Annotated in this window: 23 protein-coding genes; 9 read left to right on the forward strand and 14 right to left on the reverse strand. The window is 40.7% G+C overall.

The genetic code is table 11. The annotated features are described in order from the left end of the window. Window positions 1-72: 72 nt before the first annotated feature. The 5 genes from V6W77_RS10550 to rluC all read right to left on the reverse strand — a co-directional run bounded on the left by V6W77_RS10550 (window position 73) and on the right by rluC (window position 5,034). Window positions 73-1,407, reverse strand: coding sequence for a cation:proton antiporter (locus V6W77_RS10550; protein WP_025235202.1), 1,335 nt, complete (start codon window positions 1,405-1,407; stop codon window positions 73-75). Window positions 1,408-1,517: 110 nt separating this feature from the next. Beyond that, window positions 1,518-2,666 (reverse strand): succinyl-diaminopimelate desuccinylase, encoded by a 1,149-nt coding sequence (gene dapE, locus V6W77_RS10555; protein ID WP_334254599.1) that lies wholly within the window; start codon window positions 2,664-2,666, stop codon window positions 1,518-1,520. 191 nt (window positions 2,667-2,857) lie between these two features. Continuing rightward, the gene (locus V6W77_RS10560) at window positions 2,858-3,208 is read right to left on the reverse strand and encodes an ArsC family reductase (RefSeq protein WP_334254600.1); all 351 of its coding nucleotides are present in this window, start codon (window positions 3,206-3,208) and stop codon (window positions 2,858-2,860) included. A 14-nt stretch (window positions 3,209-3,222) separates the two neighbouring features. Beyond that, window positions 3,223-4,071 carry a dihydropteroate synthase gene (folP, locus tag V6W77_RS10565; protein ID WP_334254601.1) on the reverse strand — a complete coding sequence of 283 codons (849 nt, stop codon included), beginning with the start codon at window positions 4,069-4,071 and terminating at the stop codon, window positions 3,223-3,225. Then, window positions 4,072-5,034, reverse strand: a complete 963-nt coding sequence (rluC, locus tag V6W77_RS10570; RefSeq protein WP_334248417.1) for a 23S rRNA pseudouridine(955/2504/2580) synthase RluC — start codon at window positions 5,032-5,034, stop codon at window positions 4,072-4,074. 99 nt (window positions 5,035-5,133) lie between these two features. Here rluC and V6W77_RS10575 point away from each other — a divergent pair, with 99 nt between their 5' ends. Further along, window positions 5,134-6,045 (forward strand): mechanosensitive ion channel family protein, encoded by a 912-nt coding sequence (locus V6W77_RS10575; RefSeq protein ID WP_334232173.1) that lies wholly within the window; start codon window positions 5,134-5,136, stop codon window positions 6,043-6,045. Window positions 6,046-6,131: 86 nt separating this feature from the next. Next, complete coding sequence (gene rraA / locus V6W77_RS10580) at window positions 6,132-6,629, forward strand: ribonuclease E activity regulator RraA (protein WP_025235196.1); 498 nt, start codon at window positions 6,132-6,134, stop codon at window positions 6,627-6,629. A 57-nt stretch (window positions 6,630-6,686) separates the two neighbouring features. Here the strand turns inward: rraA and V6W77_RS10585 are convergent, their stop codons facing one another. The 4 genes from V6W77_RS10585 to menB all read right to left on the reverse strand — a co-directional run bounded on the left by V6W77_RS10585 (window position 6,687) and on the right by menB (window position 11,483). Continuing rightward, window positions 6,687-7,394, reverse strand: a complete 708-nt coding sequence (locus V6W77_RS10585) for a tRNA1(Val) (adenine(37)-N6)-methyltransferase (RefSeq protein ID WP_334232176.1) — start codon at window positions 7,392-7,394, stop codon at window positions 6,687-6,689. Between the two features lie 64 nt (window positions 7,395-7,458). Next, the gene (locus tag V6W77_RS10590; protein ID WP_334254602.1) at window positions 7,459-7,965 is read right to left on the reverse strand and encodes a Dps family protein; all 507 of its coding nucleotides are present in this window, start codon (window positions 7,963-7,965) and stop codon (window positions 7,459-7,461) included. A gap of 176 nt (window positions 7,966-8,141) precedes the next feature. Then, window positions 8,142-10,544, reverse strand: coding sequence for a penicillin-binding protein 1B (gene mrcB, locus V6W77_RS10595; RefSeq protein WP_334254603.1), 2,403 nt, complete (start codon window positions 10,542-10,544; stop codon window positions 8,142-8,144). A gap of 81 nt (window positions 10,545-10,625) precedes the next feature. After that, window positions 10,626-11,483, reverse strand: a complete 858-nt coding sequence (gene menB / locus V6W77_RS10600) for a 1,4-dihydroxy-2-naphthoyl-CoA synthase (protein WP_025235192.1) — start codon at window positions 11,481-11,483, stop codon at window positions 10,626-10,628. Window positions 11,484-11,980: 497 nt separating this feature from the next. On the opposite strand from menB, the gene V6W77_RS10605 reads away from it, so the two are divergent. Continuing rightward, on the forward strand, window positions 11,981-14,986 hold the full coding sequence (locus V6W77_RS10605; protein ID WP_334254604.1) for a glycoside hydrolase family 2 TIM barrel-domain containing protein: 3,006 nt from the start codon (window positions 11,981-11,983) through the stop codon (window positions 14,984-14,986). 51 nt (window positions 14,987-15,037) lie between these two features. Here V6W77_RS10605 and V6W77_RS10610 read toward each other — a convergent pair whose 3' ends face one another. Further along, complete coding sequence (locus V6W77_RS10610; protein WP_334254605.1) at window positions 15,038-16,399, reverse strand: patatin-like phospholipase family protein; 1,362 nt, start codon at window positions 16,397-16,399, stop codon at window positions 15,038-15,040. 186 nt (window positions 16,400-16,585) lie between these two features. Here V6W77_RS10610 and V6W77_RS10615 point away from each other — a divergent pair, with 186 nt between their 5' ends. Beyond that, window positions 16,586-17,137, forward strand: coding sequence for an NADPH-dependent FMN reductase (locus V6W77_RS10615; RefSeq protein ID WP_334254606.1), 552 nt, complete (start codon window positions 16,586-16,588; stop codon window positions 17,135-17,137). A gap of 73 nt (window positions 17,138-17,210) precedes the next feature. Here V6W77_RS10615 and V6W77_RS10620 read toward each other — a convergent pair whose 3' ends face one another. After that, a complete protein-coding gene (locus V6W77_RS10620; RefSeq protein ID WP_334254607.1) occupies window positions 17,211-18,104 on the reverse strand; it encodes a LysR family transcriptional regulator in 894 nt (297 codons plus the stop codon). Between the two features lie 162 nt (window positions 18,105-18,266). On the opposite strand from V6W77_RS10620, the gene V6W77_RS10625 reads away from it, so the two are divergent. The 4 genes from V6W77_RS10625 (at window position 18,267) to V6W77_RS10640 (ending at window position 23,169) form a co-directional block, all read left to right on the forward strand. Next, window positions 18,267-20,078 (forward strand): monovalent cation:proton antiporter-2 (CPA2) family protein, encoded by a 1,812-nt coding sequence (locus V6W77_RS10625; protein WP_334254608.1) that lies wholly within the window; start codon window positions 18,267-18,269, stop codon window positions 20,076-20,078. A 153-nt stretch (window positions 20,079-20,231) separates the two neighbouring features. After that, window positions 20,232-21,293, forward strand: a complete 1,062-nt coding sequence (locus tag V6W77_RS10630; RefSeq protein WP_334254609.1) for an NADH:flavin oxidoreductase/NADH oxidase — start codon at window positions 20,232-20,234, stop codon at window positions 21,291-21,293. A gap of 24 nt (window positions 21,294-21,317) precedes the next feature. Beyond that, window positions 21,318-21,977 carry an NAD(P)H-dependent oxidoreductase gene (locus tag V6W77_RS10635; protein ID WP_334254610.1) on the forward strand — a complete coding sequence of 220 codons (660 nt, stop codon included), beginning with the start codon at window positions 21,318-21,320 and terminating at the stop codon, window positions 21,975-21,977. A gap of 133 nt (window positions 21,978-22,110) precedes the next feature. Further along, window positions 22,111-23,169, forward strand: a complete 1,059-nt coding sequence (locus V6W77_RS10640) for an NAD(P)-dependent alcohol dehydrogenase (RefSeq protein ID WP_334248405.1) — start codon at window positions 22,111-22,113, stop codon at window positions 23,167-23,169. Between the two features lie 127 nt (window positions 23,170-23,296). Here the strand turns inward: V6W77_RS10640 and V6W77_RS10645 are convergent, their stop codons facing one another. Genes V6W77_RS10645 through V6W77_RS10655 form a run of 3 tightly spaced genes read right to left on the reverse strand, consistent with a single transcriptional unit; the run spans window position 23,297 to window position 24,875 of the window. Beyond that, window positions 23,297-24,187: a LysR family transcriptional regulator gene (locus tag V6W77_RS10645; protein WP_334254611.1), complete on the reverse strand. Its 891-nt coding sequence runs from the start codon at window positions 24,185-24,187 to the stop codon at window positions 23,297-23,299. Then, entirely contained in the window at window positions 24,187-24,609 is a 423-nt protein-coding gene (locus V6W77_RS10650; protein WP_334254612.1) for a type II toxin-antitoxin system VapC family toxin, read from the reverse strand. Before V6W77_RS10650 ends, V6W77_RS10645 begins: the two co-directional genes overlap by 1 nt. Continuing rightward, entirely contained in the window at window positions 24,609-24,875 is a 267-nt protein-coding gene (locus tag V6W77_RS10655; RefSeq protein WP_334233625.1) for a type II toxin-antitoxin system prevent-host-death family antitoxin, read from the reverse strand. The genes V6W77_RS10650 and V6W77_RS10655 overlap by 1 nt, the downstream gene beginning before the upstream one ends. Before the next feature lie 231 nt (window positions 24,876-25,106). Between V6W77_RS10655 and V6W77_RS10660 the strand changes: the two genes are divergently transcribed. Next, complete coding sequence (locus V6W77_RS10660; protein WP_334254613.1) at window positions 25,107-25,955, forward strand: MBL fold metallo-hydrolase; 849 nt, start codon at window positions 25,107-25,109, stop codon at window positions 25,953-25,955. Window positions 25,956-25,975 lie beyond the last annotated feature (20 nt).

The raw sequence follows: 25,975 nt of genomic DNA on the forward strand, positions 1-25,975 counted from the left end.
GAGAGGTATTAAAGTATAAAGCCGCCTAGATGGCTAATAATCTTTAGTGAAATAATATGCTATTCCGTTATATTAAATATGAGGAATAAAGTCATCTTTACCGCCAAGTTTATTAAAGGCTACTCGTCTTGGATCAACTGCTTTTGCCTTTTTAATCATCGGTTCAACGGTTGAGCCTTGCACTAGAATTGAGAAAGTAACTACGGCATAGGTCATTAACAAAATCAAATCTCGTACATCAATATTTCCTTCTGAGCTAGCGATTACGGCAGAACCCGTTGGTACAGCAAGTGCCATTGCTAATGCCAAGCCGCCACGTAAACCACCCCACGTCATAATCTTGAGCGTATAAGGGTTATAAGTGCGGAAGCGTTTTAACACTTGGTACGGAATCCATAAACTGATGTAGCGGGAAAGTAAACAAATTGGAATTGCCGCAATCATCAACACGCCACCAATAAAGGTAAAATCAACCAATAAGGTGCTTAATCCAATAAGAAGGAACAAGAGATAGTTAAGTGAATGGTCAATCATCTCCCAAAAGTGGTCTAGGTATTTCTGGCTCTGTTCGGAAAAGCCTGAGCGGCGTGTCCAGTTTCCAATCATAATCCCTGCCACAACCATTGTTAATGCTCCTGAAACGTGTAAGTAATTAGCAATCACAAAGCCAACAGTTGGAATGGTAAGTGTGATTAAAATCTCAAGGCTTCCGTCATCAGTGGCAGAAATAAATTTATGAGCAATAAAACCCGTTAATAACCCAAATAAAATGCCCCCAACAGCTTCTTGTAAAAATAGCCCTACTACACCACCCAATGTAGGCTCTTGCCCCCCAAATGCTACGGCAAAAATGGTGGTAAAAATCACTAAACCGATACCGTCATTGAATAAAGATTCCCCTTCAACGTGCATAGAAAGACGTTTTGGAGCTTTGAGACTTTTAATAATTGCAAGCACAGCAATAGGGTCGGTTGGAGAAATAAGCGAGCCAAATAATAAACAGTAAACAAATCCAATATCTAATCCGCATATTCTTGCTACCGCATAAATTAAACCGCCTATTAAAAAGGTAGAAATCAAGGTAGAAATTAAGGCATAAACGGCAATCTCACGGCGTTGCTCTTTCATTAAGGGGAGCTTAATACCCAATGACCCTGCGAAAAGTAAGAAACCTAACATACCGTTTAATAAGAAGCTTTTGAAATCAAGTTGTTCGAAAATGGAAATGGCAAGTTGATCAACATTAAACCAGCCAAGAGAACCGAAGGTAAGGATAAGGAGAGAACCGATAAGAGCAGAGGCTGTGATTGCAATGGTCGTTTGAATATTTTCATTCAATTTTCTTGTAAAAAACGAAATGAACATTGCAAGCCCAAATAGCAAGCAGATATAAGAGTAAAGCTGCATAAAATTTACCTATAAATATGAAAACTGGCGTTAGTGTAAACCTTCTCCGATTGAATATCTATATAAAAAATAAGCAGAATTTACTTTTATTCAATTCTGCCTATTTTGAGTTATGCCTTAACGAGCAACCTTTCTAAAATTTGGTAATAAATCTCACCACATTTCTCTAAATCTTCCACACTCACACATTCATTGACTTTATGAATAGTTGCATTGAGCGGACCAAACTCTACTACTTCAGCTCCCATTAATGCGATAAATCTGCCATCTGATGTACCACCACTGGTATCTAAGCGAGGCGTAATTTTTGTGACATTTTCAACCGCTTGTACCGCAGCTTCCACCAATTTTCCGTTACCAGCAAGGAAAGGCTTTCCTGATAAATTCCAATTAATACGATATTTCAAACCGTGTTTTTCTAACATTTCCGCCACTTTGGCTTTAATGATTTCATCGGTTACTTCGGTGCAATAACGTAGATTAAACTGTATATAAAGCTCGCCCGGAATCACATTATTGCTACCTGTACCCGCTTTAATGTTCGCCACCTGTAAGCTGGTTGGTGGGAAAAATTCGTTGCCGTTATCCCATTGATAAGTAGTCAATTCGGTTAAAAAGCCCAATGACGTATGCACCGGGTTTTCCGCTAAGTGTGGATAGGCAACGTGCCCTTGAATGCCTTCAATATATAAATCAGCGGTAATTGAGCCACGTCTGCCGTTTTTAATAACATCGCCCAGCACCTTACCACTTGAAGGTTCGCCCACTACGCAATAATGCACCGCTTCATTACGATCCATCAAGGTTTCCACCACTTTTACCGTGCCGTCTTTTGCTGCGGCTTCCTCATCAGAGGTGATCAGCAACGCTACTTTGCCTTTATGATTTGGGTTATTTCTCACAAAGGTTTCTGCGGCAACTACCAATGCTGCGAGCGAGCCTTTCATATCCGCAGCTCCTCGCCCATAAAGCATTCCATCTATAATTTCAGCAGAAAATGGCGGATATTGCCATTGGCTTTCTTCGCCGACAGGCACAACATCGGTATGCCCTGCAAAGGCAACGCAGGGTTCATCTTTGCCATTTTCTGTGCCGTATGTTGCCCACATATTCAGCGTGTCGCCAAACGGCAGCCATTCGATTTGGAAGCCGACTTTTGCCAAGCGTTCTGCAATTTCCTGTTGGCAACCTTTGTCTTGCGGGCTGATAGAATCACGACGGATTAGGTTTTGTGCGAGAGAGATGATTTCGTTTTTCATAAGATTACAAGCGGTTAGATTTTATTAATTTTTTGCAATGTTGATTTTATGCTCGATCTAGTCCCCCTCTTTAGCAAAGAGGGGTTAGGGGAGATTTAGCAGAATGTCGATACGCTCATAAGAAATATTGAAATCGTATCAAATCTCCCCCTGCCCCTCTTTTCTAAAGAGGGGAGAAGATCTCAGGTTAATTAAAGGCTAAACGCAGCCAAATACTCTTTTTCCGTAAAACCAATTAAAGCAACATCATCTTTAATCACAATCGGACGTTTAATTAATGTAGGTTGTTCGATTAAAACTTTTAATGCCGTTTCACGATTCAGATTATTTTTGGTTTCATCATCTAAATTTCGCCAAGTGGTGCTGCGTTTATTTACCAAATTTTCCCAACCGAATTTAGTTTCCATTTCCACCAACCAATCTGTATTTAAACCATCTACACGGTAATCGTGTAATTGAGGTTGTTGATTGTTTTCTTCCAGCCACTTCAAGGCTTTTTTCACGGTATCACAATTTTTAATGCCATAAACTAAGGTTGTCATTTTTACTCCTAAAATTAATTATCTGAGTCAATCGTTGCGTGCCAAATTTTCAGCATATCAGCGGTTTCTGCTACATCGTGAACGCGTAAAATTTTTGCCCCGTTTTGAACGGCAATCAACGCAGCCGTAACAGACCCGACAACACGTTGCTCTACAGGTTTATCTAATACCGCCCCAATCATTGATTTACGAGAAAGCCCGGCAAGCACAGGAAAACCTGAATCCACAAAGGCTTTAAAATGTTTCAATAATTGATAATTATGCTTAACTGTTTTACCAAAGCCAAATCCGGGGTCTAAAATAATATGTTCCTTCGGAATGCCGGCATTGATACAAACAAAAATGCGTTGATTTAAAAAATCCGCTACTTCTTCCAATACATCATCATATTCCGGCTTTTGCTGCATTGTTTGCGGATTACCCTGCATATGCATTAAACAGACCGGCAAGCCAAGCTCAGCTGCTGTTTCTAATGCATTTGGCTCCGTTAAAGCTCGGATATCATTAATTATATCCATACCCACTTTTGCCGCCTGCTTGAATACTTCCGCTTTAGAACTATCTACCGAAATTAAGCAATCAAAACGGTTATGAATGGCTTCTACCACAGGCACAACACGCTCAAGCTCTTCTTCCAGCGTTACAATCGCTGCATTCGGGCGAGTAGATTCTCCTCCCACATCAATGATGCTTGCTCCTTCATTGAGCATTTTCTCAACTTGGAATAAAGCTTTATCAAGGGAGAAAAACTTCCCTGAATCCGAGAAGGAATCAGGCGTGAAGTTTAAAATCCCCATAATTTGTGGCTTAGTTAAATCTAACAAGCGGTCATTTTTTTGAAAATTTTTGAAATGGATTTGCATCTACTTTTCAGCTCTTAATTTTGCCAAAACCCCTTTGAGTGTTTTATCCAACGGTGCAGTAATCACCATCTCTTCACCACTTTTCGGGTGTTCAAAACGGATAGAATAAGCGTGTAGAAATAAACGGTGCAAGCCGGCTTCTTTCATTTTGCTGTCGAAATCGTTATCGCCGTATTTGTCGTCCAATGCAATCGGGTGTCCTGCATATTGAGTATGTACACGGATTTGATGGGTTCTCCCCGTAACCGGCGAGGCTTTCACTAAAGTCGCATTTGCATAACGCTCTTCAATACTAAAGCGAGTTTCTGAAGGTTTTCCCTCTTCGCTCACTCGCACAATACGTTCACCACTTGCCAATTCGTTTTTCAGCAACGGAGCTTTAATCACTTTGGTGTGAGCTTGCCACTGACCACGCACTAATGCCAAGTAATCTTTTTGCACCACTTTTTCACGCAGTTGTTCGTGCAGGCTACGCAACGCCGAGCGTTTTTTGGCTACCAACAAAATGCCCGAAGTATCACGGTCAATTCGGTGCACCAGTTCTAGAAAACGGGCTTGTGGGCGTAATGCTCGTAATGCCTCAATTACGCCAAAACTCAAACCGCTACCACCGTGTACCGCAATGCCAGACGGCTTGTTGATCACCAACATCACTTCATCTTCATACAGAATTTGATCTTCCAATTCCGCTACTTTATTCAGTTTGGTAGAAATAGGGGCTTCGTTTTTCTCGGCTACACGCACCGGCGGTACACGTACCACATCATCGGCTTGTAATTTGTAGTCGGGCTTAGTTCGTCCTTTATTTACCCGTACTTCACCTTTACGCACAATGCGGTAAATCAAACTTTTCGGCACGCCTTTGAGTTTTGCCAATAAAAAATTATCTAAACGCTGCCCGGCTTCATCTTCACTGATAGAAAAAAACTGAACACCGGCACTAATTACTTTTTCTGTTGTCATTATGTTGTCTTTTAGGGAGAATACTGCCCTGAATTTTAGCACAAAACCGCCAACCTTTGCAGATTGGCAAAACTTTTCATTTTAATTTAAGGAACCAAAATGACCGATAAAGCACAACCGGCAGCCAATATTGATGTCGTCGCAGAAACCGAAAAAGTAATCGACAAAGTGAGTAGTATGAACTTTGAGACGATGCTCAATGAATGGATTATCCCTTACGGTACTAAGATTTTACTTGCCATTGCGATTTTTGTCGTCGGTAAATTCTTAGCTCGTATCATTAGTAATTTATTAGGCAAAGCGGCATTAAAATCAACCAAAGATGAAATGCTACAAAGCTTTATTTCCTCTATCAGCTACTTTTTACTACTCTTAATTGTCGTGATTGCCTCGCTTTCACAAATCGGCATTAATACCAGTTCATTAGTCGCATTAATCGGTGCTGCCGGTTTGGCAATTGGTTTATCACTGCAAAACTCGCTACAAAACTTCGCAGCCGGTGTGATGTTGTTGATCTTCAAACCATTCCGCAAAGGCGATTTAATTGAAACCGGCGGAATGACCGGCGTGGTAGAACAAATGGGCTTATTAGTGTTAGAGCTCCGCACCGGCGATAATAAAACCGTGTTATTACCAAACGGCAAAGTGTTCTCAGACAGCATTGTAAACTACTCAAACAACCCAACCCGCCGAATCGATTTTACCTTTGATATTTCTTACGATTCTAATATCAAAGAAGCCAAAGAGATTATTGAGCGTATTTTAGAAACGAATGAATATGTTCTAAAAGAGCCGAAACCTGTTGTTGCTGTAGGTGCTTTAGCGGCAAATAGTGTACAACTGGTTGTTCGTCCTTGGGTTCAAACGCCAAACTATTGGTCTGCTTATTGGGAAATTACCGAGCAAATCAAATTAGCATTTGATAATGCAGGTGTGGAAATCCCTTATAATCAAATGGAATTACATATTAAAAACAACTTGTTAGATAATAAAGAACAAGAGAAGTATTAAACAAGCGGTCTTTTTTCAATAAAATTTTGCAAATTGAAAGCGAAGGTTTATACTTTAGCTAAATGACTTAAGAACAGGAGCATATTATGCGTATTGATACCTCTGAGCTTTGCGATCTTTATTCTGACCAAGTGGATGTTGTTGAACCGATTTTTTCAAGCTTCGGTGGAGCATCATCATTTTTCGGTAAAATTACCACCGTTAAATGTTTTGAAAGCAATGGTTTAATTGCCGAAGTATTAGAAGAAGAAGGTGAAGGGCGTGTATTATTAGTCGATGGTGGCGGTGCAGTTCGCCGTGCATTAATTGATGCGGAGCTGGCTCAACTGGCAGTGGATAACGGCTGGGAAGGAATTATCGTTTATGGTGCTGTTCGTCAGTTAGATATTTTAGAAAGATTAGATATCGGCATTCACGCACTCGCTCCAATTCCTGTGGGGGCAGATAATACCGATATTGGCGAAGTGGATACGCCGGTTAATTTTGGTGGCGTAACTTTTTTCCCTGAAGATTATGTATATGCTGATTTAACCGGTATTATTCTTTCGCAAGAATTGTTAGATTTAAACGAAATTAGCGAATAATTTGCAAAAAATTCACAAAAACCGACCGCTTGGTCGGTTTTTTTATTAAGGAAATCGTTAGAAGTTTAAATAAAAATCTCGCGTGAGTTGTTTAAATTCAGATGTATATTGACTGTTCAGATCGTAAATCATCAGATCTTTTTGTTCGCACACTTTACTTTGCAAGCAGAAGCTCACAATACTTCGCTTCGGCTCTTTACCTACTTTAGTAAAAATCAACCACTGCTCAATACAATACAAACCGATATTGGGACTTTGTGAAATGAGTTTTTCTGCCGCTTCTGTGGGTAAAATCATTGTAATTCTACCACTTTGGGCTAACCAGTTTTTTGCTTGTTTTAACCAATCAAAATGGCTGGCAGCATTTACCGAACGAGCTAGATCTCGTGCTTCAGTTCTCGTTGCTAAAGAATCTTCAAAATAAGGGGGATTGCTGACAATTAAGTCAAATTTCTGCTCAAACTGTTGCTGCATTACATCACCTTGTAAAACCGTAATACGATTTGACCACGCAGAATTTTCGGCATTTTTGACCGCTTGTTGGTAAGCATTTGGCTCAAGTTCTAGTGCTGTAATTTTACAATCGTTGTTTGTGCGTTGAGCAAGCATTACTGCAATCAAGCCAGAACCTGTGCCTAAGTCTAAGATTTGCTGAACATTTTTGATGTGAGCAATTGCCCCAAGCAAAATCCCATCAGTATTGACCTTCATCGCACATTTATCGTGCTGAATAAAAAACTGTTTAAATTGAAAACCGTTCGACATCACTTTATTTCAACAATAAAAAACCCCGATAGATATTATCGGGGTTAATTCGGATGATTGCAAATTAGTTACAAGAACAGCCTTTTGCATAGTTGGTGCAGTCTGCACAAGCAGCAGTGAACATCCACACTAATTTTTCTTGCTCTTTGATGTAATCGCTCATTTGAGAAGCAGTACCTTCATCATTTGCTTCATTTGCAATCGCAAGAATACCACGTTGCTGACCTAAAAGGGTTTTGAAACCTTCCAACGTGCCGTATAAACACTCTTGAGCCGCAGATACACCAATGTGTTCTTTGATTTGTGATTGGGTTAAGTATTGGCTGAATCCGTTATTTGGCGTATGACCTAAAGTTAAAATACGCTCTGCAATTTCATCGACTTTAGAGACTAAATCATCGTAGATTTCTTCAAATTTTGCGTGTAATTCAAAGAAGTTTACGCCACGCACGTTCCAGTGGTAACCACGCACGTTAGTGTAAAATACTTGGTAAGTTGCTAATAAACCATTTAACTCATCTGCTAATTTTTTTGCGATTTCTCTATCTAAACCGATATTTGACATTGCCATAATATGCTCCTGTTATTAATAGTTAATTATTCAAATTAAATTGCATACTGCTTATTTAATTTATGGTTATCTTACTCCTCAAATAACAAAGAGGCAAATGGTTATAATATATACTTATCATAGCCAAAACCTATCACAAAAATTTATTTGAATGATAATAGCTATCAAATTTATTCCTATTCTTTCGGTGCAACTTCTTCAATTGGGATAGATTGCTTACCTTCTGCCTCTTCAGCTTTCGGGTTTGGATTATTTTCTTTCTTCAATGAAAGAGCATCCCACACACTTGGTTTAGCCGCAACCACGGTGCCTGTGCTGGTACAATAACGCTGTCCTTTATCACGCCAAACAGGAATTTGTCTGCCGCTGTCGCAATTCCAACTACCGTAACTGTTGATCCCTACCCATTGCATAGTATCGAGTTTTGGTAATTTGTACGCCTGCGGTAACGCACGTTCCAAATATTGCTTATAAACATATAACGCACCGCTTGAACCAGTTAGATTGGTATCCGTATTGTTATCTTTACCTAACCATACGGTAGTAACGTGTTCGCCATCAACCCCCACAAACCAAGTATCTCTTGCATTATTGGTTGTACCTGTTTTACCTGCTAATTTTAACTTCGCAAAATCATTTTGCAGACTACGAGCCGTACCTCGTTCTACTACCTGTTGCATTGCGTACATTGTTTGCACTGCTGCTTCAGGTGGAAGCACTTGCTCACTCGCTTTGTCGTTATCACGCTGGTAGAACATTTCGCCATTATGCGAAATAATTGCCTCAATGGTCGTTAATGGTGTTTTTAACCCTTCATTTGCAATGACTTGGTAAGAACGGGTTACATCATAAGGTGAAATCGAGTAAGAACCTAATAATGTTGATGGATATGGCGGAATTTCTGCATTATTCCAGCCCATCTCTTTTTGCTTAGCAATCACTTTCTTCAAGCCCACTTTCATACCGATATTAACCGTTGGAATATTCAGTGAGCGAACAAGAGCATCCATAAACATTACCGAACCACTAAAGCTACGGTCATAATTTCGAGGTGTCCAATAGGTTGAGCCAACTTTAATGGAAATCTGTCTATTTTGAATAGGTGTATTTAGGCGGAAAAGTTCTGGCTGAGCCAACGCAATGGCGTAAATAGACGGTTTTACCAAAGAACCAATCTGACGTTTTGACTGAATTGCTCGGTTAAAGCCGGCAAATTGGGTTAAACGGTCGCCCACAATCGCACGCACTTTACCTGTACGGTACTCTGCCACCACAATGGCAGATTGCAAATCGGTAACTTTTTTATCTTTGCTCTCTAAATCTTCCAAGCCAATAATAACTGCTTGTTCCGCTGAACGTTGCTGTTTACGATCTAGGGTTGTAAAAATTTTCGTACCGGAAAGCTGTGCTGCTTTCACTTCGCCTAACTCATTTTTCAAATCAAGCGTTAATGCCTGCATAAAGGCAGGTTGCTCACGATAAATTGTGCCTTTTTCACGCACATTTAATGGGCGAGCACTTAATAAATCGTACAGTTCTTGGTTTATCACTTGATGTTCAAGCAATAAACGTAATACCACATTACGGCGTTCCGTTGCCCCTTTAGGATTTTTCCACGGATTATATAGCGACGGACCTTTTACCATTCCCACCAACAAGGCAATTTGGTCAAGGCTGATTTCTTGAATAGGACGACCAAAATAGAATTGGCTTGCCAATGCAAAACCGTGAATTTGATAGCTACCATTCTGCCCTAAATAAATTTCATTCAGATAGGTTTCTAAAATACGGTTTTTTTCATATCTGAAATCCAAAATAACCGACATCAAGGCTTCATTGATTTTACGCACAAGCGATCTTTCGTTAGTTAAAAACAAGTTTTTAACTAACTGTTGCGTTAGAGTACTTCCACCCTGAACGGTTCTACCTGCTTGATAGTTAGTGATTAATGCTCGAGCAATCCCGATTGGACTAATGCCATCGTGCTGATAAAAGCGGCGATCTTCGGTTAAAATAAGCGATTCAATCAACAAACGAGGGTATTCTTGCAATCTTAATGCTTGGCGTTCCTCATCACTATCGGAGTGCAACATCGCAAGCAATTTCGGATCTAAACGAAATTCCTCGATCAACTTACCCTGCACCAAATCTTCAATATAAGTTAATTTGTCATCTTTGAAGGTTAAACGCAGCACACGTTGAGCTTCAGGGGTTTCAGGGAAAGGGAAAGCACGACGTAGCAGCACTAAACGATTTTCTTCAATTTTGAAATCGCCCGGTGTGGCAACCTGTGAAACTTGACGATAGCCGTTATCTAACAATGCCTGTTTTGCTTGTTCAAGCGTTAAATTATCTTCAATTTTAATGCTTTCAATGCGAGCATAAACCTCAGCAGGCAATTCCCATACTTGCCCGTCCATTTTGCTACGGATTTTTCCGTCTAGGTAAATGCCGTAAAAGGCAACACTACAAGCCCCGATCAATCCGAGTTTAAATAGGGTAGTAAGAATGTAACTTCTTTTTTTCGGCTTACGCTCAAGCTCTTCTTGGCTATGCTCGTTTAGATCAACGTCTGACATAAAATTAACTTAAATTAGAAAAGGTAAGCGGTCAAATTTTACAAAAAATTTACAAAAAACAACCGCTTGTATTAGCATAAATTACGGATTACGGCGGAATTTGCTGAAGTCCGGCTCACGTTTTTCATTAAACGCATTACGCCCTTCTTGACCTTCTTCTGTCATATAGAACAACATCGTTGCGTTGCCTGCCAACTCTTGAAGACCGGCTTGACCATCACAATCTGCATTTAACGCCGCTTTCAAGCAACGTAAAGCAATCGGACTGTTTTGTAACATTTCACGGCACCAACGCACAGTTTCTTTTTCCAAATCTGCGTAAGGCACAACAGTGTTTACCAAGCCCATATCTAATGCTTCTTGAGCGTTGTATTGACGGCATAAGAACCAAATTTCACGGGCTTTTTTCTGACCAACAAGGCGAGCCATATAGCTTGCACCCCAGCCACCATCAAAAGAGCCTACTTTAGGACCTGTTTGACCGAATTTTGCGTTATCTGCTGCAATAGTTAAATCACATAACATATGTAGAACGTGTCCACCGCCGATAGCATAGCCAGCCACCATTGCCACTACCGGTTTAGGACAAGTACGAATATCACGTTGGAAATCTAATACGTTTAAGTGATGCACACCGCTTTCATCTTTATAACCGCCGTAGTCGCCACGCACTTTTTGGTCGCCACCCGCACAGAAGGCATATTCCCCTTCACCGGTTAATACGATCACGCCGATCTTCTCATCAAAACGAGCATCAGAAAATGCTTCGATCATCTCTTTTACAGTGTGAGGGCGAAACGCATTACGCACTTCAGGGCGATTGATCGTAATTTTTGCGATACCGTCTTTAGATTTATGGTAACGAATATCAGTGTAACCTTCGCTATGATCAGTCCATTGTACAGGAGCGTATAAAAATTCTTCACTTGGGTATAGCATTCTTCAATTCCTTAAATGAGGTTTAAATAAAAACTAAGCGATTATAACGGAATCAACCGAAAAAGAAAAAGGCTAGGGATGATTTTAATATTTCTAACGAGGCTTTCTCTTTATTAATTCTCTTCGTTAATTTACTCTGCCACAAACGCTTACGTTTGAACGTTGCGTAAGCAACGGCACGCAGTGTGAGCGAAGCGAATAAATCTCCCCCTCCCCTCTTTGCTAAAGAGGGGGGTAAATCACACAAAATTTAAAACTCATCTTTATTCATTACAATCTTAAATAGCCAGATGAATTTGAAATTATCACAAATGGATCACCCCTCTTTAGCAAAGAGGGGAGGGGGAGATTTGGCAGAGTATCAAAAACAAACATCTAACTATAATCTTATCGATTTTTTGTGATCCCTCTCACAATTCCACACATTACCTATTGTCGTATTTTATAACTGAATTAATGTTATTATAGTTTCAGTATTTTTTGACGTTGAGGCTTTTATGTCATTACCGAATTATTACCAAGATCCAAACGTGCTACACATTAATCGCATTCCACACCACGCCTATTTCATTCCGTTTCAAAAAGGGCAAACGCCTAATCAATTAGAACGAGAAAAATCGAATCAATTTACGTTACTCAATGGTGAGTGGCATTTTAATTTCTATGAAAGCCTTCACAATCTACCCGATAATTTCCTAAACACTACCTTTGCTCACAAAATCCTTGTGCCGTCTAACTGGCAAACACAGGGCTTTGATACTCATCAATACACTAACATCAACTACCCGATTCCGTTCGATCCGCCTTATGTACCACACAATAATCCGTGTGGCGTTTATCAGCGTGAAATCGACTTTGAACTCAAACCAAACAAACGTTATTTGCTCAATTTTGAGGGCGTGGATTCCTGCTTGTTTGTCTATGTGAACGACGAATTTGTCGGCTATGGGCAAATCAGCCATAGCACTAATGAATTTGAGATTACGAAGCATCTGAAACACGGTAAAAATAGCCTTGTGGTTGTGGTGCTGAAATGGTGTGATGGCAGTTATTTGGAAGATCAAGACAAATTCCGAATGTCGGGAATTTTCCGTGATGTATACATTTTGGAACGTGAGCAAAATTACCTGCAAGATTTCTTTATTCAGTATCAGCTTAGCGAAGATTTAAGCCAAGCTCATTTAAGCGTAGAAACCCAATTTGCTAATCAGCCTGAGGAAGTGCATTTTCAACTTTTTGATCCGCAAGGCAACCTTGTTTGTGAGCAAACAAGCGGTGATTTTTCTGCAGAAATTTGCAATTTAACGTTATGGAATGCGGAAGAGCCAAAACTCTATACATTGCAATTGAGCTATCAAACCGAAATCATCGAGCAGAAAATCGGCTTCCGCCAAATTCAAGTAAAAAACGGCGTGCTGTTATTTAACAACAAGCCGATAAAATTCAAAGGCGTGAACCGCCACGATTCCGACCCAGTAACAGGTTATGCCATCAGCCGTGAGCAAGCCTTAATTGATTTGCGTTTGATGAAAGAACACAACATCAACGCAATCCGCACCGCTCATTACCCAAATTCTCCTTGGTTTACCGAATTGTGCGATCAGCTCGGTTTTTATGTGATTGCCGAAAGCGATATTGAATCCCACGGCTCAAGTGCCGTGTATATTGAAAGCCCTGAAAACAGTATTTTCTTAAATGTGCCAAACCCGAATAAACAGGAAGAGATCCGCCAACAAGCGGTCGATAATTTCTGTTATTTTGCAAGAGATCCTAATTTTAAAGATGCTATTTTAGATCGCAATATCGCCAATGTGGAACGAGATAAAAACCGTACATCGATTATTATTTGGTCGCTAGGAAATGAATCAGGCTTTGGCGAAAATTTTGAGGCGGCAGCTCGTTGGGTAAAAGAGCGAGATCCGAGCCGTCTAACCCATTACGAAGGCTCAATTTACCAACATTCGCAATATCAAAACGACCTCTCCAACTTGGATTTATACAGCGAAATGTACCCAAGCACCGAGCGACTTAATGAATATTTTGCCGATCCGAACAATCGCAAGCCGTTTATTCTATGCGAATACTCACACGCAATGGGTAACTCTTGTGGCGATATGGAAGATTATTGGCAGACGTTCCAACAATATGCCGGTTCTTGCGGCGGCTTTGTATGGGAATGGTGCGACCACGCTCCTCTGCTACCAAATTCTGATAAATACGGCTACGGCGGCGACTTCGGCGAAACCCTGCACGATGGTAATTTCTGTATGGATGGTTTGGTTTCGCAACATCGCATTGTGCACAGCAATTTGCTTGAAGTGAAAAATGTGAACCGCCCTGTGCGAGCAGAGCTGAAAGAAGGTAAAGTTTGGCTAAAAAACCATTTAGATTTCACCAATCTTGCCGATTATCTGACCGTGCATTATTGCTTGAGTGAAAATGGCGAAACCGTGCAGAAGGGGCAACTTTTGGTAAATTGCGAGCCAAATCAGACCGCTTGTTTGCCGTTGGAATTACCTACTTCAAGCGAAAAATTACAGATTTTAACCCTTGATTATCGCTTACGTGAAGGCTCAGCTTTATTAGAAAAAGATCACCATTTGGGCTTTGACCAACTCGTTTTCAGCGAAAAAATGGTGAAACCCGAGCTTCCCTCTCGTCCACAAGCGGTGATTTTTGTGGAAAATATTGCAAATGGCTGGCAGATCATAAATGGGGAATATCGCTACCGCTTCGATAAACTCAAAGGCATTTTCACCGCAATCGAGAAAAATGGCGTGCTGATGATTGAGCAGCCGCTTGATTTCAACATCTGGCGAGCTCCAACAGATAACGACCGTTTAATCCGAGAGTTTTGGCAAAAAGCGGGCTACGACAAATGCTACACCCGAGCCTATTCCACCTCGCTTTCGCAAGATGAAAACGGTGTGAAAATCGTAGCAGAATGTGGCATTGTCGCCACCGCTCAAAGCCGAATTTTAACGCTGAAAGTGGTTTATCATATTTTGCCGAGCGGCGAAATTGAGCTAAACGTGCAAGCGAAACGCCCAACCCATTTGCCGTTTTTACCACGCTTTGGGCTGCGTTTCTTCCTCCATAAAGCAAATCATCAAGCGGAATATTTCGGCTACGGCGAGCGAGAAAGTTATATGGATAAACACCATTTAGCGAAGCTCGGACGTTATCAAACCACTGCATCAGAAAACCACACAGCTTACCTCAAACCACAAGAAAACGGCAGTCATTTTGGTACGCATTATCTGCAATTACCGAATTTAACCGTTACCGCAGAAAAGCCATTTAGCTTTAATTTCTCGCCTTATACACAGGAAGAATTAACGGCTAAAACCCACAGTTATGATTTAGTGGAAAGCGATTCAACGGTTTTATGTGTCGATTATAAAATGAGCGGCATCGGTTCAAATTCCTGCGGTCCGAGTTTGAAAGAGCAATATCGGTTAAATGAAGAAAATTTTGACTGGAAAGTGAAAATTATATTGTAATCATAAGGGCGAATTGCAATTCGCCCTTACCTTTTATAATAACAATATACTTTATTGCAAAGCCATTACTGCTTTTTTATAAACTTCAGATTGTTCTAACAAAATGCGAGCAGATTCACGCAATTTATCAATGTCTTTTTCCGGCAAATAAAAAGAGGTTGGAATATTTAATACTTCTTTTTTCAACTGACCATCAGGCAGTTCTTTTAAGCCTAAATTGACAAAAAACATCTCAATTTTGGTTTGCTGTTCGTTGGCATATTTATTCCAACTATCGCTAAATTGACTATAGCGTTGAAGGTTAATTTGCGTGGTGCTATCAATAGGAACATTGACAATCGTATTCACCACATCTTTCAAGCCGGGCACATTGGGGGATTTATCAATTTCACTTGATACTTCATTTTGAGCATTGACGTTAATAACGATGACATTCTTAACCCCCAGCTCGCCGGCACGTTTATACATATCTTCAATACCAACCAAATCTGAAATATCTAATATAGAAGCCAAACCTAAGTTATCCGTTAGTCCACCATCCACTAAATGGATAAACGGGCGTTCTTTGCTATCTTGATAAAAGCTCAGTGTATGTTCCGTTTCTTCAATCTGCTTAGTGGTTAAACCATCAACTACTTTTTCTTGTTCAGTAAAGGCTTTCGGCAAGCTGAAATGACAATTTCCCCCATTGTTATTCAATGTAAGCGGAGCAAAAATCAGCGGCACAGAACTTGAAGCCGCCACTGCTCGGGCAATTTCCAAATCATTTAGGTTAAGGCAAAGCCCGTCAAAGGTTTCTTGGGTGAACGTAAGTTGCTGCCCGATATTCATATCCGTCGCACTAATTACGGCAAACGGTCCTTTGCGGTTTCTCACTAAATCGCCAAATTTTTTGCCCTTATAAAGGGCTAAATTAAAGCGTTCTTGCAATAAATCTCCTCGCCCAAATTGCGGTGAGCTTAAGCGAGGTAAATTAGAGAGCGAAAACACTTCTGTGAGAATATCTTTCTGAAAATTTGATTTTAAAAAGTTATTCGCAAATTTAGGAATAATCGCTTTTCCTTCCAACGCAAAATAAGTGGCTAATACCGAACCGCCCGACACACCAAAGGTTATATCAATATTATCTAATAACGTATCTCCCTTCTCTGTGCCCTTCACTTTTGCTTTTTGTAACTCTTCCAACACACCATAACCCAGTGCGGCAGCTCGTGTGCCACCACCTGAAAACATTACAACAATAATGTTGCCGTCTTTAGCCCCTTCTTTGAATACGCTCTTTTGGCGGTATCCACTATCAAGGCTCACTTGTTTAATGGTATTAACAGGTTTATAAGTAACCAAACTACAAGCCGATAACATTGTTACTACGCCTAAAGTTGAGACAGATTTTATTTTCTTTAAAACAGACATAAGAACCTCTACGCTAATCTGTAACGATTATAATGATTTTATTATACAAGCGGTCGAAATTTACTAAAAATTTGCAAGATTATTTATTATGAGTAAAGAGTAACTTTCACTATATGGGCTTTATTCCATAAACAGAAAGGGATAAAATAGGCACAAATTTAGTTACTCTTTTAAGGAATTTATAAAATGGCAAAACAAATTGCAGTATTAATCGGCAGCGGTAGCAAAACTTCATTTAGTCAATTAACGGTTCGCCACTTACAAAAAATGGCACCGGCAAGCATTCAATTAAACATTGTTGAAATTGCAGATCTTCCACTTTACGACCGTGATTTAGACGAAAACAGCCCGGCACAATACACTCGTGTGCGTGAAGCAGTTTCAACGGCAGACGGCGTTTTATTCGTTACCCCTGAACACAATGCAGGCATTTCAGCAATGTTAAAAAATGCAATCGATGTGGTTTCTCGTCCAATGGGTGAAAGCAAATGGATTGGCAAACCGGCTGGTATCGTTACAGTTGGAGCAAGTGCTGCTGGTGGTGTACGTGCAGCGGATCAAATTCGTACTATCACCTCCGGTGCATTCGTGAATATGCCAACTCTACCATTTGCATTAAATGTAGGTAACCTATTTGGTGGCGTATTTGCAGAAGATGGTGAAATTGCAAATGATGCGTTAAAAGGCTCAATGCAAAACTTCATTAATACTTATGCTGATTTTGTAGAAAAATTTTAATTTTTTAACATAATGAAAGCCGTTTATCTCAAAAAGATAAACGGCTTTTTTAGTGCGTAAAATACAAAAATGCTTATTTCACTACATCTTTCAAAATATCTCTTAACCAACGATGGGCAATATCTTGCTCGGTTCGCTCGTGCCACGCCATCATCATCGTAAAGCCTTCTACCTCGATAGGTGGAGCTTGCAAATGCACGTTAGGTAAGGTCTTGGCTAAATGTTCAGGCAGCACAGCTACTAAATCTGAACCTTGTAGCAGTTGTGGTAAAAGTGAAATATGATTTACTGAAACCATTACCTTGCGTTGTTTACCTAATTTCTGCAAGGCAATATCTGTTGCTCCGCTAAATTCACCACCGTTATAAGAAAGCATCGCAAAAGGCAGCTCACAAAACTGCTCTAAGGTCAGTTTTTTATTGGCTAGAGAATGCGTATGGCTCATCGCACAAACATAGCGTTCTTCATACAGCACGGTTCTTGGCATATCTGCACTTAAATGCTGCTGACTAACCAATGCCAAATCAATTTTATTCTGCTCAAACAAAGTCTTAATATTCTGTCCTTGCACAGGCAATAACGCCACCTGTATATTTGGAGCGAGGCAGCGAAGGCGTAAAATCAACGGCAGTGCGATAATTTGTTGCACATAATCCATAGCAGCAATACGGAGCGTCATCGACAATTTTTCCGGCTCTAGCTTCGGTGGTTGTAACATCGTATTAATTTCTTGCAAAATTTTACGAGCAGTCTGCCCCAATTGTAATGCCCGTTCGGTAGGTTGCATACCGTGTTGCACTCGTACGAATAATTGATCGTTAAAGCTCTCTCGTAGCCGATTCAAAATCCCACTCATCGCAGGTTGCGTAACTGAAAGCCGCTTCGCCGCACGGCTCACATTACTTTCGTCTAACAATACGACAAAGGCTTTTAGCAAGTTTAAATCAAGGGTTCTAATATCGCTCATCTACTTCTCCATTTGCAAATTATATTGAAAAATCAACCGCTTGTATCCAATAAAAAGCCAAGCCCTATTTTGGCTAATAAATATTTTATTCCCAACCCTAGCCCTATTTTAAATTATGCTAAAATCCATCTCAATTAAGGTGCTTAATTTGATGAGGACGTTATGGCAACGGAAAATGTAGGGCAACTTGCGAGTGTGGTAAGTTTGTTAGGTGCAGCACTTATTGCTGTTCCATTATTTAAGAAAATTGGGTTAGGTTCGGTATTGGGCTATTTAGCTGCAGGTTTAGCCCTTGGACCTTTTGGTTTAGGGCTATTTAATAATGCCGCAGCCATCATTCATTTTGCTGAATTGGGTGTCGTGATGTTCCTCTTTTTGGTTGGACTTGAAATGCAACCAAAGCATTTATGGGGTTTGCGAAAATATATTTTCGGTATGGGTAGCCTACAAATTTTAGTTGCGATTGCAGCACTTACGTTGATCGGTATAGCTTATGGCTTCTCATTGCAATTTTCGTTTATTGCAGCGGCAGGTTTTGTGCTTACTTCCACTGCAATTGTGATGCAAACATTAAGCGACAGAGGAGAAATGACAAGCGATCGTGGCAGACGCATTATTGCCGTGTTGCTTTTTGAAGATTTATTGATTGTGCCACTTCTCGCGTTTGTTGCATTCTTAGCACCGACTAACCCCAATATGGTACAAGAGGCAGTTCCAATTTGGCAGAAATTTCTACTTCCGATTGGCTCTGTAGTCATTTTAGTTGTCAGTGGCATTTGGTTGCTTAATCCGTTATTCCGGATTTTAGCCAAAACCAAAATTCGTGAATTAATGACGGCAGCCGCATTATTTATCGTGCTAGGGGCATCACTACTAATGGAAGCAGGCGGTTTATCGATGGCAATGGGTGCTTTCTTAGCCGGTGTATTACTCTCTAACTCTGCATTCCGCCACCAATTAGAAGTAGATATCGATCCATTCAAAGGCTTGCTTCTTGGGCTATTTTTCCTTGGTGTAGGAATGAGCCTAGATATTTCGCATATTCTGAAAAATTGGGCAGTTATCATTTCGTGTGTATTTGCGATGATGTTTGCTAAAGGCTTAGTCATTTACTTAGTTGCCCGTTTAACAGGTTCAAATAAAGCTGATTCACTCGACCGAGCAATACTTATGGCACAAGGGGGCGAATTTGCTTTCGTGCTCTTTGCAGCAGCAACACAGCAAGGTGTTATTAGTGAAGAGGTTAATTCAAATATGACAGCTATAGTGGTGCTTTCTATGATGCTTACACCACTGTTTATTATTGCACATCAAAAATGGCTAGCACCTCGTTTTATTGCTGGTGAGTTGCAAACGCCCGATCATATTGATGAACAAGGCGAGATTATCTTAATTGGATTAGGGCGATATGGTCAGATTGTTAATCACTTGCTGGCTGCTTGTGGTTATACTCCAACAATTATTGAGCAAGACACGAAACTGATTGCCGGAATGAAACGCCGTGGTATTAAAAGCTACTACGGCGATGGCTCTCACCCGGATTTGCTACACAAAGCCGGTATTGAGACCGCTAAACTATTGATTGTTGCCATCAATGATATGAAAAAAGCGATCAGCATTGTTAAGCACGCCCGCCATAGCAATCCGCACATTAAAATTATTGCCCGAGCTTATGACCGAGTCAGCGTGTTTGAACTGGCTCAAGCCGGTGCGGATGTACAAGTACGCGAAACATTCGACAGTGCATTACGAACAGGCAAGCAAGCCTTACGAGCGTTAGATTTTGCACCAGAAAAAGTCCACCGTATTGGAGATATGTTCTTCGGTATGGATAGACATAATGTCAAAGTAATGGCGGAATATTATGATCCAAATCAACCTCGTTTTACAAATGACGAAATGTTGAAAATCGCTATTGAACACGATCAAGAAATGATGAAAGCAATACGCCAAATTTTAGACGAAGAAACATAAATAATGAAAAACAAGCGGTGCATTTTCGCAAATATTTTGCAAATGCACCGTTTTGTATTACGTCAAATTATATCTTAATATCAAAATAATCTATTTGTCTTAATAAATGATTTTCTCTACTATGCTCTAGTTTTTTCATAGGAACTTAAAAAAATGGCAAAATTTAGAAAATTATTCACTCCATTTACTATCAAAAATCTTGAACTCAAAAACCGCGTGGTAATGCCCCCAATGTGCCAATATTCCGCCACAGACGGCGTACCAAATGATTGGCATTTTGTGCATTACACCAGCCGTGCCATTGGTGGTGTTGGATTGATTATTGTTGAGATGACTAATATCGCTCCAAACGGTCGTATCACCCCAAACTGCTTAGGTTTATGGAACGATGAGCAACAAACAGAATTTAAACGCCTTGTTGATAGCGTTCACGCTCAGGGAACAAAAATCGGTATTCAAATCGCCCACGCAGGACGTAAAGCTCAAGACGAACCAAATGCAGTTGCACCTTCAGCCATTCATTATGGTGAGTTAGATTATGCAGGGCAAAACCTGATTACCCCACGTGAATTAACCACAGAAGAAGTCAAAGAGCTGGTAGTCGCATTCCAAAATTCAGTAAAACGTGCCGTAGCAGCAGGATTTGATACGATTGAACTTCACGCCGCACACGGCTATTTAATCCACCAATTCTACTCGCCAAAATCAAATAAACGCACAGATGAATACGGCAAAGATCCAATGCTATTCGGTGAACAAGTCATCAAAGCCGCAAAAGACGTAATGCCTGCGGAGATGCCATTAATCGTGCGAATTTCAGCACAAGAGTACGGCAAAGACGGTTTTGATAGTGATTATGGTGTTGAAGTTGCTAAACGCTTTGCGGCAGCCGGTGCAGACGTGCTGGATGTGAGTGGCGGAGGTGATGGTGTGCTTCACGCCGGTAATCACCCGGAATTTTACGCAGGTTATCAAGTTTACTTAGCAGAGAAAGTTAAAAAAGCGACCAATCTGCCAGTGATAGCAGTGGGAATGTTGGACAATCCAGCCGTTGCCGACCACGTTTTAGGCTTAGAAAATGCCGACTTAATCGCCGTTGGGCGTGCATTATTGCGTGATCCGAATTGGGTGCTGAACGCTCAATATCAGCAAAATCAATTTGACGGCAGTCCAATGCAATTTGTACCACGCCAGTATCAACGTGGGTTTATGTAAACTAATTTTTATCGGAGAAACAAAATGAATTTTTTAAACAAAGATGACGTGTTAAACGCCTTCCACTACCGTGCTTCAACTCGTTCTTACGATGGTAATAAAAAAATCCCGGCTGAAGATATGAACTATATTTTAGAACTGGGTCGTTTAAGCCCAAGTTCAGTAGGCTCTGAACCGTGGCAGTTTATCGTGTTACAAAATCCGGAACTTCGCCAAGCAATCAAGCCATATTGCTGGGGCATTCCAACGATGGAAACTTCAAGCCATATCGTGGTAATTTTAGCCAAGAAAAATGCTCGCTTTGATAGCCAATATTTTGCTGAAATTATGGATAGACGTGGTTTAGAAGGCGAGGCTCGTGAAAAAGCAATGGCGGTGTATAAAAAATTCCAAGAACAAGATATTGGTATTTTAGACAACGAACGTAGCCTGTTCGACTGGGCAAGTAAACAAACTTACATCGCACTAGGTAATATGATGACCGGGGCGGCAATGATTGGCGTAGATTCTTGCCCAATCGAAGGTTTTGCTTATAAAGAAGTAAACCAAATTTTGGCTGACGCAGGCTTATTCGACCCGAACGAGTGGGGCATTTCAGTGATGTGCACCTTTGGCTATCGAGATAAAGAAATCCGCCAAAAATCCCGCAAAACCTTTGAGCAAGTTGTGCAATTTGTAGAATAATTAAAAAATCAGACCGCTTGTAACAAACAAGCGGTCTATTTTGTTTAATATTTTGCAATTCAGATTTATCAGCGAACATATTGAATTTCATTCAAGAACATTACATTCACTTTAAGTTTAACGGAGAAAACCTATGACTTACCCTGTAAAATCCTATGCTGCATTTAGTGCAACAACTGACCTTGAGCCCCACTCTTTTGAACGCCGTGAATTGCGTGAAGATGATGTGTTAATTGATATTTTATATTGTGGCGTGTGCCATTCCGACTTACACACAGCTCGTAATGACTGGGGATTTACTCACACCTATCCTATCGTTCCCGGACACGAAATTATTGGTCGAGTAACCAAAGTGGGGAGCAAAGCAAATAAATTCCAAATCGGTGATTTAGTGGGCGTGGGTTGTATGGTCGATTCGTGCCGTACTTGCTCGCCTTGTCAGCACGGCTTAGAGCAATACTGTGAACACGGACATATCGGTACTTATGGCTCAAATGACCGCTTTGATGGTTCACTTACACAAGGTGGTTACAGTACAGGCGTGGTAGTGAGCGAAGATTTTGTGTTAAAAGTGTCTGAAAAACTTGATACCAAAGCAGTTGCTCCACTACTTTGTGCGGGCATTACCACTTACTCACCACTGTGCCACTGGAATGTGCAAAAAGGCTCGAAAGTCGGTGTTATTGGCTTAGGTGGTCTTGGACATATGGCGGTAAAATTAGCGGCTGCAATGGGAGCAGAAGTTACTCTGTTCACTCGTTCGGCAGGAAAATCTAATGATGCGTTCCGCTTAGGAGCAAGCCGTGTTGTGCTTTCAACCGATGAAGCTCAAATGCAAGAAGTGGCTAATACTTTTGATGTGATTATCGATACCGTGCCATACACTCACGATTTAAAGCCTTATATTCCAACTCTAGCATTAGATGGCACATTGGTTCTAGTCGGCTTAGTCGGTGAGCTAGAACAAACAATCAACACCGTACCGATGATTATGGGCAGACGCTCAATTGCGGCTTCTGTCATCGGTGGAATTAAAGAAACTCAAGAAATGCTGGATTTCTGTGCGGAGCACAACATCGTACCAGATGTGGAAATGATTGATATGCAAAATATCAACAATGCTTATGAACGTATGTTGAAATCAGATGTGAAATATCGTTTTGTAATTGATATGGCAAGTTTAAAGGCTTAAATTGAGCTGATACCAACAACCGATTGAGTGTTAAGCTCAATCGGTTTTCTTTTGGAAAAAGTAACGATTTTAAAAAAACGCTTAAATTTATGCTATGGATATTAGCTTGCTTAGTGCTAATTGCAACCTACCAATTCTGCTTCGCAAAATACTCTGCCAGAAAATCCACCAAAGCACGTACCGTTAGCGGTAAATGATGACGAGTTGGGTAGAGAGCATATAGAGGATAAATCGGCAATTGCCAGTCGGTCAGCAAAGGTTGCAAACGTTCTTGTTTGAGCAGCTCTGTCAGCATATAGTTTGGGAGCATTGCAATTCCGCCATCTGCCATAATGGCATTAAGTAACGCATTCGTATCATTCACGCAGAAAGGACTTACTAGCTCTAAAATCGTTTCTTGTCCATCTCGATAAAACTTCCAGCTCTTACGGTTTACATTAGCGTGAGCAAGATAGCGGTGATGAACCAAATCTTCGGGTTTATTTGGCACACCATATTGAGCAAGATAAGTAGGTGTAGCAACCAGTCGTGAATGAATAGTGCCTAATTTTCGAGCGACTAAACCTGCATCCGGGTTATCGGTAAAGCGTAGAGCGAGATCGATACGTTCATCAAACAAATCTACTTTCTGATCTGAAAGCTGTAATTGCACCGACACTTTTGGGTGCTTTTGCATAAAAGCTTGTAACGCAGTAACCAGGTGCGAGCCACCAAACGAAATTGCGGCAGAAATCCGCAATGTTCCGCTTAATTCCCCCGAACGGGCGAGGAAATCTTGCTCTATATTCTCTGTTAAGTTTGCAATTTTTTGGCAATATTCAACTGCTTGTTCCCCTGCTTCAGTAAGCGAAACTTTGCGTGTGGTACGTTGTAACAAACGAGCATTGAACCACTCTTCCAACATCGCCACTGCACGACTTACCATCGGTTTAGATAAATCTAATTTTTCAGCAGTGGCAGTAAAACTGCCGGTTTCGACAATGGTTAAAAAGATATTAATTGCTTGAATTCTGTCCATTATTGTGGCTCAAAGGGGTTAAACAATTTTGCCCCGGTTTTGGCGAAATCAGCCGTATTGCGGGTAACCAAAATCAAATGGTGTTGAATAGCGGAGGCTGCAATCCACGCATCATTTTCAGGGGCGTGATCGGGAATATGCAGTTTGGTACAGATTTGGGCGGTGGTTTCGTCAATGGGTAAAATCGGCTTATGCAAAATTTGGTTGAGAAACAGATTTTGCCAATGGCGTAGATGAACACCTTGCGTAGGATCTTTTCGCTCCATCGCCAAAACGCCCCGTTCCAGTTCCATTAGCACAATAGAATTAATGTAAAAATCATTCGGATTTTGCTTTGCCAACCACGCTACTACATTTGGATTAGCCATCCCTTTTTTCACTTTTCGCAGTTCGCTGACCACATTAGTATCGAGTAAAAACATCACTCATCTCCAAAATCGACCGGCGGACGTTGGGCTCGACTACGGGGCTTTAACTCCAACTCAATATCCGCCACATCGGGGGAATGATCCAGATCTAACAAAGCGTCTAAGGCACTTCGAGCGGTTTTTTGCGGTTGATAATCCTCATACTTCAACAACACAAAAGTCGGCTTACCTCGATGGGTAATAATCACCGGTGCGGTCTCCGCATATTTTTGGGCAAGGCTGGTTTTTTGATTAAATTCACGGCAGGTCATTACACTCATAGTCACTCCTTATTTGTAGATACATATAGACAAAGTGTAGTCTTTTTTTATGCTCTTTTCAATTCTGATGATAAAGCAATCCATTTAATGTTTCAAATAATGAAACAATCATATTCACAAATCGCTATTTTTCCCATTTTTTATTTCACTATAATGCACCACATCAAGTCGTTTGGTGGGCGTTGTTGCTGACCAAACAAAAATAAATCAACCAACAAAAGGAAACAAAAAATGAAAAAATTACTATTGGCAACTTTAATGATGAGTGCAAGCATTGCCAATGCGTTAGAAATCAAAACGTATTCAGCCGATGAAAACAGTTTTTCTGTGCAATCCACATTGGTAATGGGCGAAAAAGAAGCGATTTTAATTGACAGTGGCTTTACTCGTGCCGACGCAATGCGAATTGCGGCAAACATTCTGGATAGCAAAAAAACATTAAGCACGATTTTAATCAGCAATGCCGATCCTGATTACTATTTTGGGGTTGCGACACTCAAAGAAATTTTCCCTAATGTGAAAGTGGTGGCATCGCCTGCGGTGTTAGAAAAAATCGAAAGCAAGGTAGAAACGAAATTAAGCGTTTGGTCGCCAAGAATGGGCGAAAATGCCCCGAAAAATGTGGTTCTTCCGGAAGTAATGAAAGAGACCGTTTTAACGCTTGATGGAGAAAAAATTGAACTGCGTGGTACAACTGGCGAACTGGCACACCGCCCTTATGTTTGGATTCCATCACTCAAAACCATTGCCGGCAATGTAGGCGTATTTAATGATATGCACCTATGGCTTGCCGACACGCAAACTGTGCAATCACGTCAAGCGTGGTTGGCTCAACTCGATGAAATGATCGCTTTAAATCCTGAAAACATCGTGGCAGGACACTCATTCAAAGGCAAAGCGAGCGATAAAACAACCCTTGAATTTAATAAGGCTTATTTACAAAAATATGAGCAAGTTTTAGCCGAAAGCAAAGACAGTGGCGAAGTGATTGCCAAAATGAAACAGGCTTATCCAAGCTTAGCGGCAGAAGGTAATCTTGGCTTAGGTGCAAAAGTAAATAAAGGCGAAATGAAGTGGTAATTTGCCCTTTGTTTCGTGTA

This window comes from Mannheimia indoligenes (genome assembly GCF_036880405.1).
Taxonomy (GTDB): domain Bacteria; phylum Pseudomonadota; class Gammaproteobacteria; order Enterobacterales; family Pasteurellaceae; genus Mannheimia; species Mannheimia indoligenes.

What these genes read in the sequence shown, in the direction of transcription:
- V6W77_RS10550 (WP_025235202.1), bottom strand. Translation starts at nt 1,407, where the DNA reads ATGCAGCTTTACTCTTATATCTGCTTGCTATTTGGGCTTGCAATGTTC.
- dapE (WP_334254599.1), bottom strand. Translation starts at nt 2,666, where the DNA reads ATGAAAAACGAAATCATCTCTCTCGCACAAAACCTAATCCGTCGTGAT.
- V6W77_RS10560 (WP_334254600.1), bottom strand. Translation starts at nt 3,208, where the DNA reads ATGACAACCTTAGTTTATGGCATTAAAAATTGTGATACCGTGAAAAAA.
- folP (WP_334254601.1), bottom strand. Translation starts at nt 4,071, where the DNA reads ATGCAAATCCATTTCAAAAATTTTCAAAAAAATGACCGCTTGTTAGAT.
- rluC (WP_334248417.1), bottom strand. Translation starts at nt 5,034, where the DNA reads ATGACAACAGAAAAAGTAATTAGTGCCGGTGTTCAGTTTTTTTCTATC.
- V6W77_RS10575 (WP_334232173.1), top strand. Translation starts at nt 5,134, where the DNA reads ATGACCGATAAAGCACAACCGGCAGCCAATATTGATGTCGTCGCAGAA.
- rraA (WP_025235196.1), top strand. Translation starts at nt 6,132, where the DNA reads ATGCGTATTGATACCTCTGAGCTTTGCGATCTTTATTCTGACCAAGTG.
- V6W77_RS10585 (WP_334232176.1), bottom strand. Translation starts at nt 7,394, where the DNA reads ATGTCGAACGGTTTTCAATTTAAACAGTTTTTTATTCAGCACGATAAA.
- V6W77_RS10590 (WP_334254602.1), bottom strand. Translation starts at nt 7,965, where the DNA reads ATGGCAATGTCAAATATCGGTTTAGATAGAGAAATCGCAAAAAAATTA.
- mrcB (WP_334254603.1), bottom strand. Translation starts at nt 10,544, where the DNA reads ATGTCAGACGTTGATCTAAACGAGCATAGCCAAGAAGAGCTTGAGCGT.
- menB (WP_025235192.1), bottom strand. Translation starts at nt 11,483, where the DNA reads ATGCTATACCCAAGTGAAGAATTTTTATACGCTCCTGTACAATGGACT.
- V6W77_RS10605 (WP_334254604.1), top strand. Translation starts at nt 11,981, where the DNA reads ATGTCATTACCGAATTATTACCAAGATCCAAACGTGCTACACATTAAT.
- V6W77_RS10610 (WP_334254605.1), bottom strand. Translation starts at nt 16,399, where the DNA reads ATGTCTGTTTTAAAGAAAATAAAATCTGTCTCAACTTTAGGCGTAGTA.
- V6W77_RS10615 (WP_334254606.1), top strand. Translation starts at nt 16,586, where the DNA reads ATGGCAAAACAAATTGCAGTATTAATCGGCAGCGGTAGCAAAACTTCA.
- V6W77_RS10620 (WP_334254607.1), bottom strand. Translation starts at nt 18,104, where the DNA reads ATGAGCGATATTAGAACCCTTGATTTAAACTTGCTAAAAGCCTTTGTC.
- V6W77_RS10625 (WP_334254608.1), top strand. Translation starts at nt 18,267, where the DNA reads ATGGCAACGGAAAATGTAGGGCAACTTGCGAGTGTGGTAAGTTTGTTA.
- V6W77_RS10630 (WP_334254609.1), top strand. Translation starts at nt 20,232, where the DNA reads ATGGCAAAATTTAGAAAATTATTCACTCCATTTACTATCAAAAATCTT.
- V6W77_RS10635 (WP_334254610.1), top strand. Translation starts at nt 21,318, where the DNA reads ATGAATTTTTTAAACAAAGATGACGTGTTAAACGCCTTCCACTACCGT.
- V6W77_RS10640 (WP_334248405.1), top strand. Translation starts at nt 22,111, where the DNA reads ATGACTTACCCTGTAAAATCCTATGCTGCATTTAGTGCAACAACTGAC.
- V6W77_RS10645 (WP_334254611.1), bottom strand. Translation starts at nt 24,187, where the DNA reads ATGGACAGAATTCAAGCAATTAATATCTTTTTAACCATTGTCGAAACC.
- V6W77_RS10650 (WP_334254612.1), bottom strand. Translation starts at nt 24,609, where the DNA reads ATGTTTTTACTCGATACTAATGTGGTCAGCGAACTGCGAAAAGTGAAA.
- V6W77_RS10655 (WP_334233625.1), bottom strand. Translation starts at nt 24,875, where the DNA reads ATGAGTGTAATGACCTGCCGTGAATTTAATCAAAAAACCAGCCTTGCC.
- V6W77_RS10660 (WP_334254613.1), top strand. Translation starts at nt 25,107, where the DNA reads ATGAAAAAATTACTATTGGCAACTTTAATGATGAGTGCAAGCATTGCC.